Genomic DNA, 15,279 nt, shown 5'->3' with positions numbered 1-15,279 from the left:
CAAGTGTACTAAAGAGGGTGATCAATATGTGGGAAAAGGTGATTTCCTACATGCCACATTGGCAAGTTTTTTTACAAGGCTTTTTAGCGTTTTTTATTCCATATTTAATTTATAAATTGTTCCATGTTTTTTTATTTGTTAATAAGAGCAATGGCAAAATTGAGATGAAAGAAAATAGTGAACAAGTTGAGATGGTACACATACCTATTCAAAAAACGTTAGAGCAATTTACAGGAGATTTTAATAAAGATCTTTTACAAATGAGGAAAGAACTTGGTCATAATTGGGATATTCATTTTAGAGAATTTCAAATAGGAAATACGGATAATCGTGCAGCGATCGTTTTTCTTAAAGGATTATGCGATAAAGAATTAATTGACAAACATATTTTGAAATCATTAATGAATGGACATACAAAAAAGTCGTCTGTTTTAAGAGGTCATGAATTACATCAATCAATTAGAAATGAAATCCTACCAGTGAGTGAACTGCTAGAGGAATCGAAAGTCATGAAAGCTGTTGGGAAAGTATTAACTGGTTCCACTGTATTAATTGTGGATGGCATACAGAATGTATTTATCATTGGTACGGCACATGGCAAAACTCGAAATCTTGAGGAGCCTGTTTCTGAAGCAATGGTACGTGGACCAAGAGTGGGCTTCACGGAAAAATTAAGTGTGAATACCTCTTTATTAAGACAGCATGGTGAGAATCGAAATTTATCAATTATCGAGATGGAAGTAGGCGAACGTACGAAAAAAGAGTTGGTTTTAGCCTATATAGATGAAATTGTGCAGCCTAATCTTGTCAAAGAGGTGAAGGAACGAATTGAAACAATCCATTTGGATGATGTTGCTGAATCGGGATATATTGAGCAATTGATTGAGGATGATTATCTCAGCCCATTTTCGCAAGTGCAAAGTACCGAGCGTCCTGATCGGGTTATTGCTGCTTTACTAGAGGGACGAGTCGCAATTCTTTTAGATGGAACTCCCTTTGCATTAATTGTGCCAGTCACGTTTAATATGCTACTGCAATCACCAGAGGATTACTATGAACGTTGGTTATCGAGCTCACTTATTCGCTTGCTTCGCTATTTTGCAGCAGGTATCTCTTTATTTGGCCCGTCCCTGTACATTGCTTTTGTATCATTTCATCAAGGTTTAATCCCCACTAAACTAGCGCTGTCCATGATGGCAACAAGGCAGGGAGTACCGTTCCCAGCATTGATTGAAGCCCTCATTATGGAAGTCGCTATTGAGATATTACGAGAAGCAGGACTTCGTCTACCGAAGCCAATTGGTCCGACGATGGGGATCGTTGGAGGGCTTGTTATTGGAGAAGCCGCCGTACAGGCAGGAATTGTTAGTCCAATCATGGTCATTGTGGTTGCATTAACAGCAATTTCCTCTTTTGCTATCCCTCAATATAATGCTGGTATCACGCTAAGAATGCTACGTTTTGTGGCGATGTTTTCCGCAGCTTTATTTGGACTATATGGCATCATTCTATTCTTCTTATTCCTTTGCAGTCATTTGGTAAAGCTAAAAAGCTTCGGTGTATCCTATTTGAGCCCAACTATTCCGTATCGAGCAGGTGATTGGAAAGATTTTATGGTGCGAATGCCGTTAAAGATGATGAAGCATCGTCCTAGATTGTTAAAGCCAAAAGATTCGGTCCGCAAAGGGGAATAAGAGAAAGGGAGCAAAACAGCCATGAACAGCAGTATGAAAGATAAAATAACGACGTCACAAGCAGTTGTTATTATTATTAACTATATTCTTGCCACTGGGATTCTTACTTTACCTCGTGCATCTGTAGAAAAAGTAAAAACGCCAGATGTTTGGATTAGTGTATTTTTAGGTGGAGTCGTTGCAATGATTGCAGGTGTAATTATTGTGAAGCTAAGCCAACAATACCCTGACAAAACATTTTATCAATATAATCAAGATATCATAGGGAAGTGGTTAGGCTGGTTTATAAGTGCGTGTGTAATTGCCTACTTTTTTACCATTTCTGCCTTTGAAGTTCGCATCATGGCTGAAGTAACTTCTCTCTTTTTATTAGAAGGGACCCCCACTTGGGCGATTATTTTGCCCTTCTTATGGGTTGGGCTTTACTTAATAAGCGGTGGCATCAATACAATCGCTCGTTTATTTGAAATCATTTTTCCAATTACCTTTGTTATTTTTTTACTTGTGGCTTTTTTAAGCTTAGGGATTTTTGAAATTGATAATTTGAGACCAGTACTTGGACTGGGTGTTGTTCCGATGTTAAAGGGAATTAAAACAGCGACACTGGCATTTTTAGGACCTGAAATTATGCTACTACTTGTGGCATTTATGTACCCTTCAGATAAATCAAAAGCCGTCAAGGTTGTACTGGCGGGTATAGCCATACCCTTGCTCTTTTATGTCATCACGGTTGTGATGGTCATTGGTGCTCTATCCATTGAAGGTGTTTTGACAAGGACTTGGCCAACGATTGAATTAATGCGAAGTTTTGAAATCCCTGGTTTAATTTTTGAACGCTTTGAGTCATTTCTTCTTGTAATTTGGATTATGCAAATCTTTGCGACCTTTACGATTACTTATTATGCCGCTACTTTAGGATTAGCCCAACTGTTTAAGAAAAATATGCATCCCTTCTTATACGGATTGTTGCCAATTATTTATATTATTGCGATGACACCTAAAAATATTAATGATCTATTTACATTTGGCGATAAGATTGGTCATGCTGCATTAATTTTATTTGGTGTAGTACCGATAACCTTACTCCTTATTTCGAAATTGAAAGGAAAGAAAGCATGAAGCGAATACATTGCTGTGTACGTTTACTTCTAGTTGCGACGGTAACCTTACTTCTTACTGGATGTTGGAGTAGTAAAGAGATAGAGGATTTAGGCCTTATTGTAGGTACATCATTGGATTTAGAAACGGGTGATGTTTCCTCTGAAGAGCAACAAGATGCTAGGTATGCAAACAGACAGTTGCTAACAATTACCAATCAATTTGTTACGTCAGAGACAACGGTTTCTGGAACAAAAGAGGGAGCATTGCCAGAAAAAGCATATAAAAATGTTTCTGAGACAGGTGATGCGGTGTTACCAACTTTACGAAATATGCTGTTAAAGGTGGATAAACGTTCTTTTGCTGAACATTCCAAAGTAATTATTATTGGTGAGGAATTAGCTAGTACTATCAATCTCCAGCAAACGTTGGATTTTTTTCTAAGAGAATTAGAAATACGGCCGAGTGGACTGCTCTTTATTGCTCAGGATCAGGCAAGTCAGGCACTGGAAACAAATGAACCAACTAAAATTCCTGCCTTTCAATTAGTAGAAATGATGGAGGGACATGAAAGGACGACTAAAATTTTGCCTCCGATGACCGTAGCCAAACTAGAGGGGAAGCTGTATTCAGATTCTAGCTTTTTATTGCAAAATGTGAGTACAGAAAATGGAGAAGTAAAATTTGCAGGCGCTGCTATCATTGAAGGAAAAACCAAAAAGCTACGAGGCTTTTTAAATGAGAGTGACCTAGAAGGGATTGCATGGATGTCTGGCGATGCGAAAGGTGGCCTTGTCAAAGGCTTTGATGAGGAGTCAGGAGCACCTATTGTGTATGAAATTATTTCAGCTAAAAGTAAAATTATTCCACATGTAAAAGGGGATCAAATCTCCTTTACGATAAAAATTCAATCAGAGGGAAGAATTGCTGAACATTGGGTTCTCTCCGATAAAGCATTTGATAATCAATTTTTGAAAAAAGCAGAGAAAGTATTTGAAAAAGAGATAGAGCAATTAGTGAGGAAGGCACTAGATAAAACGCAACATGAATTTCAAACAGATGTTTCTGGGTTTGGCAATAAACTAAGAATCGATTACCCGAAAGTATGGCAAAAAAGAAAAAAAGAATGGGATCAAACGTTTAGTGAGGTTCCTATTACATGTGAAGTGAAGGTTTCCATTAAGGATTATGGCACGTCGGGTGATTAACATTGTTAATCATCTTTTTTTCTGTCCATTTAGTCTATACTGAAATGAAAGGACATATAGTAGATATTCGAAAAGATGGGGGATAAAAGACATGCAATATACTATTCAATCAATCGCTACCGCTCGTAACAATCGGCAAATGTTAAAAGATGATCATTGGGGAGAGATTATTTCAACTATTGAACTTGCTGATCATATCCAAGAGGCGTCCTTAAAAGGAATAGAAGATTTTTCTCATCTAGAAATTATTTTTTATTTTGATAAGGTTACAGACGATCAAATTCAATATGAGGCAAGACATCCGAGAAATAATCATGATTATCCAGAGGTTGGCATTTTCGCACAAAGAGGTAAAAATAGACCCAATAAATTAGGGAGTACAATCGTTGCCTTGTTAGAGGTCAAATCAAGAGGATTAATCGTTCAAGGGCTAGACGCCATAGATGGCACACCTATACTAGATATAAAGCCTGTAATGAAAGAATTTTTACCTAAAGAGGAAGTTAAACAGCCAGCGTGGTCAATAGATTTAATGAAGGCCTACTGGGGATAAGATAGTTGTTAAAGCGAAGACAATTGTGGACTTCTAAAAAAGGGGAGTAGCGTGCTCCCCTGGCTTTTTAAAGAATGATTCCTTCTTGATAAAGAATGCTGATGGCATGAGAGCGATTTTTGGCACGCAATTTTTTGATAGCAGATTTTACATATTGTGTAATGGTTAATTCACTTAATTTCATAACATCTGCTATTTCCTTGGTACTATCTCCCTGCGCTACCTGTCTCATTACCTCTAATTCACGCTTGCTCAGAAAGCCCTCTTTTTTGCTAGTTCTAGCTTGTATGATAAGCTGTCCAATCATGTTTCCAAAGGTTGTCATGTCATCTAACAGCTTATCATTTATATCGATTTCCTCTTCTAATTGAGTACTACAAATATAGCCAAAAACATATGACCCAATGAAAATAGGGACAATTAAAAACGTATTATTTTGCGAGGGAATAGTATATTTCATACTGATATTTTTTAAATAGTCCATTCCTGTGCAAAATTTAGCCTTCTTATCTTCAATAGCAGCATAAATAATAGGGAAGCTACGAATCTCCTCACGAATTTCACCGATATGACTACCACCCGATTCATTTAAAAAAATGATTCCTTCTGCTACAAAGCCTATTGGAGAATACCTCAATAAATAGGCATCCTTGATAGGAAAAGCATCTAAATATACCTGCAAAATGTGTATCAACAGCTCTTCATGGTTGGCATAACTTTGTACTGTGTCGAAACGTTTTTGAATGGTATAAAGATTGGACATGACCTATCCCCTTTTTTAAGTATATACTACGCTTAAAACAAGGAATTTTCAATATATTCTGTAAGTTGTAGTATTTAAGCTAAGTAAAGCCATATTTCTCTATTTTGGCGTTAGGAGGAGCAACAGGTGAGTAGTCAAACAATTAAAGAGGTGGATGCAGTTGTTCTAGGTGCTGGGTTTGCAGGTCTGTATATGCTACATCAGTTGAGGAGTAAAGGCTTTTCAACCATTGTATACGAGGCTGGAGATGGTGTAGGTGGTGTTTGGTATTGGAATCGTTATCCTGGTGCTAGATGTGATATTGAAAGCATCTATTATAACTACACATTTTCAAAAGAATTATATGAAGAATGGACTTGGACATCTAGATTTCCAGAGCAAGCGGAAATATTACGCTACTTAAATTACGTAGCCGATCGTTTTCAATTGCGATCAGCTATCCAATTTAACACAAGAGTCACTGCAGCTCATTTTGATGAAAAACAACATAAATGGATAATTCATCTAAACGATGGGCAGTACATTTTAACAAGGTACTTTATTACAGGAATAGGCTGTCTATCTGCAGCAAATGTTCCTAACATCCAGGAGTTGCAACAATTTAACGGAAAATGGTATCACACGGGGCATTGGCCACATGAAAAGGTTGATTTTACTGGGAAGCGTGTAGGAATTATTGGGACAGGCTCAAGCGGGATTCAGGCAATACCTGTTATTGCAAAAGAAGCAGAGCAGTTAACGGTGTTTCAACGCACTCCACAATATACGATTCCCGCTCGTAACCATGCATATGAAGAGGACTTTATCAAAGAAACGAAGAAAAATTTTGAAGCGATAAAACGTTCCATGAGAAATTCGGTTTCAGGTACACCTTTTGCACAAAATCAGCAATCTGCAATGGAAGAACCTGATGATAAGAGGCAGGCGGTTTTTGAGAAAGCTTGGGCACAAGGTGGCTTTGCCTTCTCAGCTACTTATCATGACTTGTTAACGAATGAACATTCCAATGAAAAAGCGACAGAATTTATTCGCTCCAAAATACGACAGATTGTGAAAGATCCTGTGGTTGCAGAAAAACTATGTCCTAAGTATATGTATGGCACGAAAAGACAGGTTTTAGATAGCGATTATTTTGAAACCTATAATAGGGACAATGTTTTACTGGTTGATGTCAAAGAATCACCTATTCAAAAAATAACAGGAGAAGGTATTCAAACGGCGGATAACCATTTTGATTTAGAGATCATCATTTTTGCGACAGGCTATGATGGCATGACAGGGCCATTATTTAAGATTGATATCCGAGGAAGGAATGGCGTGTCATTAAAAGAGAAGTGGAAGGATAGGGCAGCTGTTCAAACCTATCTTGGACTCACAACAGCAGGTTTTCCTAATTTATTTATGATTACGGGACCAGAAAGCCCTTCTGTTCTCGTGAACATGCCGATTGCTATTGAGCAGCATGTCGAATGGATTGCCGAGTGCATGCATTATTTGCGTGAGCATGACATTGATCTTGTGGAACCAACAATAGAAGCAGAGCAAGCTTGGAGCACACATTGTCGAGATGTTGCTAATGCAACACTCTACGTCAAAGGTGATTCCTGGTATACGGGAGCCAATATTGAGGGCAAACCTCGAAGTTTTTTAATCTATCTAGGAGGATTTGATTATTACACAAAACATTGTAATAAAGTGGCTCAAAACAATTATGAAGGCTTTAAGTTAATGAAATTAAAATCAATATCATAGTTTGTGAGAGGGGAGCATATATCAATATGGAGCAACAAGTAGTCATTATTACAGGTGCTGGAAGCGGTATAGGAAGACAGACTGCAAAATTGCTTGCCACTATGGGCAAAGCATTAGTTTTAGTGGATTTTGATGAAAAAAGTGGACAAGACACACTACATGCTGTGAAGGAATATCACCAACAAGCAATTTTTGTCCAAGGTGATGTTTCACAAAGCAAGGATGTCAAAAAATATGTGGACGCTGCAAAAGAAACATTTGGCAGGATTGATGCTTTTATCAATAATGCAGGTGTTTTAAGCCCACCTACACTACTGGGAGATTTAGAAGAGGAAACGTTTGATAGAATAATCTCGGTCAATCTTAAAGGGGCGTTTCTCGGCTTAAAGTATGTATTAAAAGAAATGGAGCAACAGCAATCAGGTGTCATTGTGAATACATCCTCAGCAGCTGGTATACAGGGACAACCCTATCTAGGTGGTTATGCGGCAAGTAAGCATGGTGTAATTGGATTAACTAAAACGGCGGCCATGGAATATGGACCTAAAGGGATTCGCGTGAATGCAATTTGTCCTGGTGGCGTGAGGACAAACATGACAAAGGGATTGGCATCGAGTCCAGAAGAAAATGGACCATTACGTAGATTGGAAGACCCTACTGAAATCGCAAATGTAATCGCTTTCTTAATTTCGCAGGAAGCTTCTTATGTGAATGGTGCTGTCGTCCCAATTGATGGCGGTTTAACATCGTAAAAACATTTTAAATAAGAGAGGAAGGATTTTAATGGAACATCGTATTGATTCAGAACTAAAAGAAACGTTAGCAATTTTTCCCCCATTAGATTTGGATAATGTACAAGCTACAAGAGAAGGAATGGCAGCCGTTGCTGTGCCAGCTCCAATTGAAGAGCACATCATAGTAGAAAATAAAGTCATTCAAGGGCCTGATAATAATGATTCTCTTCGTCTTCGTATTTATAAATCAAAAGAGCAAAAGGAAATATACCCAGGCCTGCTATGGATTCATGGTGGAGGCTATGTCTTAGGAGCACCAGAGGGTGATGATGTGCTTTGTCAGCGTTTTGTCAATGAAGCGAATTGTGTTGTAGTATCTGTAGACTATCGACTTGCGCCTGAACATCCTTATCCAGCTCCGCTTGAAGATTGCTATACAGCGTTAAAATGGGTAGCAGATCATGCGGATGAATTAGGGATAGATCCTACCCGTTTAGGGATTGCTGGAGCAAGTGCTGGTGGTGGGCTCACAGCTGCACTTGCACTACTTACACGCGATCGAAATTATCCGAAGCTTCGTTTCCAAATGCCGCTCTATCCAATGATTGATGATCGCAATAATACCCCATCTTCATTAGAAATTACGGGACATATGATCTGGAACCACTCACTTAATCAAAAGGGATGGAAAATGTATTTGAATGGAGAAAATGGTAGCGACAATGTACCACCATATGCCGCCGCAGCTAGAGCGGATGATTTATCAGGTTTACCATTTACCTATACATGTGTGGGTCAACTTGATCCGTTTCGTGATGAGACTTTGCAATATGTAACCAAGCTATGTCAGGCTGGAGTAGATGTTGAATTCCACTTATACCCAGGCTGCTATCATGGCTTTGAGAGTATTGTCCCTACAGCCGCAGTCAGTCAAAGAGCTGTCACAGAGTATGTAGAAGCTGCTAAATATGTGTTACATCGAAATATTTCAGTGCCTTTATAAAAAATTCACGAAAATCCCGAAACCATAATTTACTCAGGTTTCGGGATTTTTTTGTTCAGCAAAATGATCTTTTAGCTAGTTTGTAATATTGTCTTTTAGGTTAAACTTTTATCGAGTGAAAGGAGGAGAAGATAAATTGTTACAATTTGATTCAAAAATTGTTGGAAAAGAGATAGGATTTGGCTATTTACGAGATAAAATTGCCGATCGAGGTTTCACGATCGGCGGGAATTGGGAGTACTATAAAGGTAGCTTTGACTCGGTATTATGGAAAGAGGCTGGAGAAACTATTTATTTACGTGTCCCTTTTATCGTCACATCAGGAGAGCTTGATAATGAAGATGCTCAGATTCGTTTTCAAAAGCCATTTGTCATTAAGCATGTTGAGAATATTGGTCTAGATTATGATGAGGGCTCCTTACTAGATGCAACTGGTGTTAGTCAATTTCAAACTCCGCTTGATAAAGATGGATACATTCATGATAAAAGTAGATGGATTCAAGCAGGTGAACAAGCTGTGGAAGAAAAAGTACTACCATTTTTCATTCATTAGTTAGATAAATTTAAATAGCTGCTGCAAGAAATTATATGTCTTTTATCCTTATTATTTTGGGAACATATAATCAAAAATATAAATAGAATTGTCGTAAGAATTTTCCAACATTATAATGATATTAGCACGTACTACTATATGAGGTGAGTTTATGGATAAAATAGCTATAGATGATTTTCAGCATTCCTATCAGAAATTGCACCAAGAACGACTCATCCATCGTAAAGAAGCCTTTCTAGAGGTGTTAGAGAAAACAAGAACATTTGGTGAAATAATCCTGTTTGAAAGTATAAAAAGTAAGAGAGGCGTCTAGGTGGCGTCTCTTTCTATTTTTCATAAATGAGAGGATGATTAATCATGGGACGTTACATACCTTTAATACTGCTAACGATGATTCTATGTGTTGCTTGTACGTCAACGAAGGATAATAACGATAATAGGTTAGAAAGTGAGGAAAATCAAGCTAAAGATGCCATGAATTCCTCTATCGAAATAATAGCAGATCAATTGCAGTCACCTTGGTCAATTCAAAAAAGTGGAGATGTCTTTTATATAGCAGAAAGGCCTGGCAGTATTGTAAAGATTGCGGAAGGGGGCGTTGATAGACAGCAGGTTATCCTGAAAAAGGAGCTATCAACTGCTCCAGAAGCGGGTATGTTGGGATTTGTGTTAGCACCTAATTTTCCTACTAGTCAAGTTGCCTATGCGTATTATACGTATGTCGAGGAAGAGGAACAATTTAATCGAATTGTTACGTTAACGTTTAGCGATAATAAATGGCTCGAACAGGATGTTATTATGGATCGAATAAGGAGTGGTACATACCATCATGGGGGACGTTTGAAAATAGGTCCTGACGGCAAGTTGTATGCAACGGTAGGAGATGCAACACAACCTTCTTTAGCACAGGATGTGGAAGCTTTAGAAGGGAAAATTTTGCGCATCAATTTGGATGGCACCATACCGAATGATAATCCTTTTCCTCAATCCTATATATACAGCTATGGACATCGAAATCCACAAGGCTTAACATGGTCTACTGATGGTACGATGTATGCCAGTGAGCATGGCAATGCAGGAAATGATGAAATTAATATCATTGAGAAGGGGAAGAATTATGGCTGGCCTCTTATTGAAGGAATGGAGAAAGAGCAGGGGATGATAACACCTCTTTTTACATCTGGTTCTTCTATCACATGGGCACCATCAGGCATTGCTATTGTAAATGATCAATTATATGTCGCTGCCCTAAGAGGCACAGCAGTCCTAGCTTTTGATATAAATAAGAACAAACACAATGAATTACTATCAGAATTTGGTAGAATTCGTGATGTCTTTGTAGATGGAGAATTTCTTTATTTTATTAGCAATAATACAGATGGTCGTGGAAATCCGCAACCTCAGGATGATAAACTATATCGAACGCCATTGTGATATAATATTTGAGAAAACATGGAATGGTAGGATGAATGGGGAGGACAAACATGGCAAACTATCTTAAGATCGCAGTAGCAATTGATTTCTCAGAACAATCATTAAAAGCATTGGATCGAGCTAGTCAATTAGCAAAGGAACACAATGCTATTTTGCAATTGGTGAATGTCATTGATACAAAATCGTTTGGAGCAGTTTCAGCATATGACTTAAAATATGCCGAGGAATTGAAGAAGGAAAACATTCTTAAAATGGAAAAGCTAGAAAAAGAGGCATTACAGACAGGAGTCAAAGAGGTCGAATCCATTGTAGAAACAGGTTCACCAAAAGGCATTTTAACACAGTTACCTCAGGTTGATTTAATTGTTTGCGGTGCAACTGGATTAAATCGTATGGAGAAAATGATGTTAGGCTCTGTGGCAGAGAAAGTGGTACGTCATGCGCTTTGTGATGTGTTGATTGTTCGTTAGTTGTTAAAATAGTTGAGAGTAAAAGAACCTGCTTGTGTAGACAAGCAGGTTCTTTTATTATTGGAATGTTTGAGCGTTATCAATAATGCTTTGAGGTATATCGATTGTTTTTAGATGATTAAATTCAGTATACGTAACGACTGATTTTGTATTCATTAACAATTCGTCACCTTCTACGGCCATTTTTAAGTCAAAATCCATATCCATTTTGTTCGTATCGAAAGTCTCTTTATCGATGTGTAGCACGTAGTTAATTTTTTCAATTGATAGTTGATCCATTGGATTCTCTTCTAGACCCATTTCTTGCATAGACTTATTAATCTCAGAATCGATTAGCTCTTTGAATTTATCGCCTTTTCCATCTAATGTAAGGACATATTCATCATCCGTTTGTTCAAATGTAAAGTCCTTAATGAATTTTTTCAATTGTTCTAGCTGTTCCTTCGCATCTGCAGAAGCAGCCGTTTGATCTAATATAGCATCAAAGTTCTCATCAGGAAGCTTTAACCAGCTATCTGTTGTCGAATCCTTCATAAATAAGCCTGTATCTTTTTTCATATACATTTCAATTGGCATGTCCATTGTTTCTTGACCTTCATTCATCATATCAGGCATTGTCATAGATCCTGATAAATGCATTGCAAGTGGATCAACGATGATATCCATCTCCATTTTGGAGTCGATTGAAAACTCCATTGCTTCATCACCAGACCCAACCTTTGTCACCTGTGTCATATCCATTTTAGCACTTGCACTTTGAATATCAGCCTGACGATCTACTGCTTTGTCATACACTTGTTCTAAAGTGAGTTTGCTTTTATTAGTTGTGTCTTTCGTAGGCGTAGCGCTTGAATTACATGCGGCAAGTGTCAACGCTAGTGTTCCGACTGCTAATACTTTAAAAATTTTCTTCATTACTTTCATCTCCTATTCTTGGTAAAAAACACTATCTACTACTATACGCACTAGAAAAGCAAAAGTTTCATAAATTGTTAGAAAAGAACTACTTTTTTATTAAAAAAATAACATTACTCCTACTTTTGTAAGCGCTAAACGCGATAATTACCAAATGAATAGGGATAAAACAAAAAAGCTGTCACGAACTTATCGTACAAGGACGATAAGTTCAGACAGCCTTTTGCTTACACAATAGTGTAATGGATCAATTATAACCCCAGATCATAGCAAATAATGTACCGATGATTGTCACAACACCTACGAATACTGAGTATAAAATTGTTGTATATAACGTTTTTTTATCTTCAGATTCACCGATGTGCATGAATAATACTAATTGTACAGTTGCCTGTGCAAGAGCAGTTACTAGTAAAATTCCAAATGCCATATTAAGAGACATATCAAATTTTACAACTGCTAAAGCTACGATTGTTAGTAATAGTGAGAAGCCGAAGCCCATCACATGTTGTTTTGGGAATAATTCCTTCATCAGCTAATCAGTCCTTTCAAGTAGACGAAGCTGAAGATGAAAATCCAAACAACGTCTAGGAAATGCCAGTACAGTGAGAAGATAAACGCTTTATTAGCCGTTTGTGGGTTTAAGCCACGTTTCGCTACTTGGATTAAAATAGCTACGCCCCAGAAGAAACCGAATGTTACGTGGGCACCGTGCGTTCCAAGTAAAGTCATTAAGGACGATAAGAAAGCGCTTGTTTGAATCGTCGCACCTTCGTGTACATATGTGACAAATTCATCAATCTCAATAGCTAAGAAGCCAAGGCCTAGTAATAGCGTGATGATAAAGAATGTCATCATCGCTTTTTTACGACCAATACGCATTGCATGAACACCAAGACCAATGGTGAAACTACTTGTTAATAATAAGAATGTTTCCCATAGAACTGGAGTTAATTCGAAAATCTCAGCACCATTTGGTCCACTACCTGTGCGTGTATGAAGTGTGAAATACACAGTAAATAAAGTGGCAAATAACACGATTTCGGCGCCAAGGAAAATCCAAAAACCAAAGATTTTTAGACGGTTTTCCTCTGTACTATATTCTAATGGAAGTGAAGAATCGATTTTCATATTATTTATCACCTCTCAAGCTTTTCTCAGTTGCCATTACTTCCTCAACTGAAATGTAACGACCATGATCTTTTTCAAATGAACGATGGATCATGAAGCCAAATACACCAAGCATACTGATGATGGCTGGAATCCATAGATTAAATACAGCGAAGAATGCTGCAAGGAAGAAGAATCCACTCATCCAGAATGGTGTGCCTGTATTATTTGGCATGTGAATTTTTTCGATTGTACCTGCCGTAATATCGCGACCTTCTTTTTTCGCGAACCAGAACTCATCTAAGCGAGTAACGGTAGGCACTACGGCAAAGTTATATTCTGGTACTGGAGAATGAGTAGCCCACTCAAGTGTACGACCATCCCAAACATCTGCCTTTTCATTACGAGGCATATGCTTCCAGCTGTAGTAAATATTGTAGACGATTAATGCAAAGCCGACTGCAAGTCCTAGAGCACCGACGAACGATAACATGTTCAATGGACCATAACCAGTAGACTCAGAATAAGTGTACATACGACGAGCATATCCATCTAAACCTAAAATGAATAGTGGGAAGAACGTTACGTTGAAGCTGATGGCAATGAACCAGAAACCAGCTTTCCCTAATTTTTCATTTAGACGGAAACCGAACATTTTTGGCCACCAGTAGTGGTAACCTGCAAGGACACCAAATACTGTACCTGGAATTAATACATAGTGGAAGTGGGCAACTAAGAACATCGTATTATGATATTGGTAGTCAGCACTTGCCATCGCTAGCATTACCCCTGTAACCCCACCAATTGTGAAGATAGGAATAAAGCCAAGTGCATAAAGCATCGGTGTTGTAAATTGAATTTTCCCGTGCCTCATTGTGAGTAGCCAGTTAAATATTTTAACCCCAGTAGGAACTGCGATTGCCATTGTTGTAATTGAGAAAACACTGTTTACCATTACACCATGACCCATTGTATAGAAGTGGTGGGCCCAAACTACGAATGATAGTAGGGAAATGACCACCATACTCATCACCATTGATTTGTAACCGTATAAGTTTTTACGTGCGAATGTTGCGATGATTTCTGAAAAAATACCGAAAGCAGGTAGGATAACGATATAAACCTCAGGATGTCCCCAAACCCAGAAAAGGTTGGCCCAAAGCATATCCATACCACCGTCTTGCATCGCAAAGAATTTTGTCCCGAATTGACGGTCAAACATCATAAGAGCAAGCGCTACAGTTAATACTGGGAACGCGAATACGATAATAATGTTTGTAATTAAAATGGACCAAGAAAACATTGGCATTTTCATTAATGTCATACCAGGTGCACGCATTTTAATGATCGTCGTGATAAAGTTAACACCTGTCATTAAAGTACCAATACCTGACAATTGAAGGGCTAAAGAATAATAGTTATTCCCTACAGTCGGACTAAAATCCGTACTTGCAAGAGGGAAGTAGGCTGTCCAACCAGCGTCTGGTGAACCACCGATAATGAATGATAAGTTTAATAAACCAGCACCTGCTGCAAATAGCCAGAAGCTGACAGCGTTTAGACGTGGGAAAGCAACGTCACGTGCACCGATTTGAAGTGGAATGACAATGTTCATTAAGCCGATAACAAATGGCATCGCCATAAATAGAATCATTAATAAACCGTGTGTTGTGAAAATTTCATTATAGTGTTGTGCATCAAGAAGTCCGTTATCTGGAACGGCTGTTTGTGCACGCATTAATAGTGCATCGATACCACCGCGGAATAGCATTAATAAAGCTACTGCGATATACATAATCCCGATTTTTTTATGGTCAACAGTTGATAGCCAGTTTTTGTAGAAATAGCCCCATTTTTTGAAATAAGTAAGGCCTGCTACGATAACCACTGCACCAACTACGATACTAATAGCTGCCGCTAAAATCATCGGTTCTTGCATTGGATGGAATAATTCTTCCATACTCATTGGATGCGCTCCTTTCAGAATTAAAA

General features: G+C 38.1%; 16 protein-coding genes. 11 read left to right on the top strand and 5 right to left on the bottom strand.

Annotation, left to right across the window (positions count from 1 at the left end; genetic code table 11):
• Positions 1–164 precede the first annotated feature (164 nt).
• The 4 genes from QH639_RS11150 to QH639_RS11135 all read left to right on the top strand — a co-directional run bounded on the left by QH639_RS11150 (position 165) and on the right by QH639_RS11135 (position 4,553).
• Positions 165–1,694: a spore germination protein gene (locus tag QH639_RS11150; RefSeq protein ID WP_481817326.1), complete on the top strand. Its 1,530-nt coding sequence runs from the start codon at positions 165–167 to the stop codon at positions 1,692–1,694.
• Positions 1,695–1,715: 21 nt separating this feature from the next.
• Positions 1,716–2,813: a spore germination protein gene (locus QH639_RS11145; RefSeq protein WP_048395089.1), complete on the top strand. Its 1,098-nt coding sequence runs from the start codon at positions 1,716–1,718 to the stop codon at positions 2,811–2,813.
• Entirely contained in the window at positions 2,810–4,000 is a 1,191-nt protein-coding gene (locus QH639_RS11140; protein ID WP_237898320.1) for a Ger(x)C family spore germination protein, read from the top strand. The genes QH639_RS11145 and QH639_RS11140 overlap by 4 nt, the downstream gene beginning before the upstream one ends.
• A 91-nt stretch (positions 4,001–4,091) precedes the next feature.
• Positions 4,092–4,553 carry an SAM-dependent methyltransferase gene (locus QH639_RS11135; protein WP_281116058.1) on the top strand — a complete coding sequence of 154 codons (462 nt, stop codon included), beginning with the start codon at positions 4,092–4,094 and terminating at the stop codon, positions 4,551–4,553.
• Positions 4,554–4,620: 67 nt separating this feature from the next.
• On the opposite strand, the gene QH639_RS11130 is transcribed toward QH639_RS11135, so the two are convergent.
• Positions 4,621–5,316 (bottom strand): response regulator transcription factor, encoded by a 696-nt coding sequence (locus tag QH639_RS11130; RefSeq protein ID WP_066036521.1) that lies wholly within the window; start codon positions 5,314–5,316, stop codon positions 4,621–4,623.
• A 126-nt stretch (positions 5,317–5,442) separates the two neighbouring features.
• Between QH639_RS11130 and QH639_RS11125 the strand changes: the two genes are divergently transcribed.
• From QH639_RS11125 to QH639_RS11095, 7 genes are all read left to right on the top strand, one after another.
• On the top strand, positions 5,443–7,068 hold the full coding sequence (locus tag QH639_RS11125) for a flavin-containing monooxygenase (protein WP_281116057.1): 1,626 nt from the start codon (positions 5,443–5,445) through the stop codon (positions 7,066–7,068).
• A gap of 20 nt (positions 7,069–7,088) precedes the next feature.
• Positions 7,089–7,820 (top strand): SDR family NAD(P)-dependent oxidoreductase, encoded by a 732-nt coding sequence (locus QH639_RS11120; protein WP_281116192.1) that lies wholly within the window; start codon positions 7,089–7,091, stop codon positions 7,818–7,820.
• 31 nt (positions 7,821–7,851) lie between these two features.
• Positions 7,852–8,805 (top strand): alpha/beta hydrolase, encoded by a 954-nt coding sequence (locus QH639_RS11115; protein WP_281116056.1) that lies wholly within the window; start codon positions 7,852–7,854, stop codon positions 8,803–8,805.
• Between the two features lie 136 nt (positions 8,806–8,941).
• Positions 8,942–9,358: a YugN family protein gene (locus tag QH639_RS11110; RefSeq protein WP_048395101.1), complete on the top strand. Its 417-nt coding sequence runs from the start codon at positions 8,942–8,944 to the stop codon at positions 9,356–9,358.
• A 151-nt stretch (positions 9,359–9,509) separates the two neighbouring features.
• Complete coding sequence (locus QH639_RS11105) at positions 9,510–9,671, top strand: hypothetical protein (protein ID WP_167444838.1); 162 nt, start codon at positions 9,510–9,512, stop codon at positions 9,669–9,671.
• Between the two features lie 44 nt (positions 9,672–9,715).
• Positions 9,716–10,792, top strand: coding sequence for a PQQ-dependent sugar dehydrogenase (locus tag QH639_RS11100; RefSeq protein ID WP_237898317.1), 1,077 nt, complete (start codon positions 9,716–9,718; stop codon positions 10,790–10,792).
• Positions 10,793–10,842: 50 nt separating this feature from the next.
• The gene (locus QH639_RS11095; protein WP_054550012.1) at positions 10,843–11,262 is read left to right on the top strand and encodes a universal stress protein; all 420 of its coding nucleotides are present in this window, start codon (positions 10,843–10,845) and stop codon (positions 11,260–11,262) included.
• Between the two features lie 57 nt (positions 11,263–11,319).
• Here the strand turns inward: QH639_RS11095 and QH639_RS11090 are convergent, their stop codons facing one another.
• The 4 genes from QH639_RS11090 to qoxB all read right to left on the bottom strand — a co-directional run bounded on the left by QH639_RS11090 (position 11,320) and on the right by qoxB (position 15,253).
• Positions 11,320–12,177 carry a DUF6612 family protein gene (locus QH639_RS11090; RefSeq protein ID WP_281116055.1) on the bottom strand — a complete coding sequence of 286 codons (858 nt, stop codon included), beginning with the start codon at positions 12,175–12,177 and terminating at the stop codon, positions 11,320–11,322.
• A 247-nt stretch (positions 12,178–12,424) separates the two neighbouring features.
• On the bottom strand, positions 12,425–12,709 hold the full coding sequence (gene qoxD / locus QH639_RS11085; protein ID WP_004226585.1) for a cytochrome aa3 quinol oxidase subunit IV: 285 nt from the start codon (positions 12,707–12,709) through the stop codon (positions 12,425–12,427).
• Positions 12,709–13,308, bottom strand: coding sequence for a cytochrome aa3 quinol oxidase subunit III (qoxC, locus tag QH639_RS11080; protein WP_004226587.1), 600 nt, complete (start codon positions 13,306–13,308; stop codon positions 12,709–12,711). Before qoxC ends, qoxD begins: the two co-directional genes overlap by 1 nt.
• A 1-nt stretch (position 13,309) precedes the next feature.
• Positions 13,310–15,253, bottom strand: coding sequence for a cytochrome aa3 quinol oxidase subunit I (gene qoxB / locus QH639_RS11075; RefSeq protein ID WP_048395108.1), 1,944 nt, complete (start codon positions 15,251–15,253; stop codon positions 13,310–13,312).
• Positions 15,254–15,279: the final 26 nt, after the last annotated feature.

Origin of the sequence: Lysinibacillus sp. 1 U-2021, assembly GCF_029916965.1 — a bacterium.
In the GTDB taxonomy this organism is placed as follows: domain Bacteria; phylum Bacillota; class Bacilli; order Bacillales_A; family Planococcaceae; genus Lysinibacillus; species Lysinibacillus capsici.
Note: the sequence above shows the minus strand (reverse complement) of the source record. Positions and strands in the feature narration are given on the sequence as shown.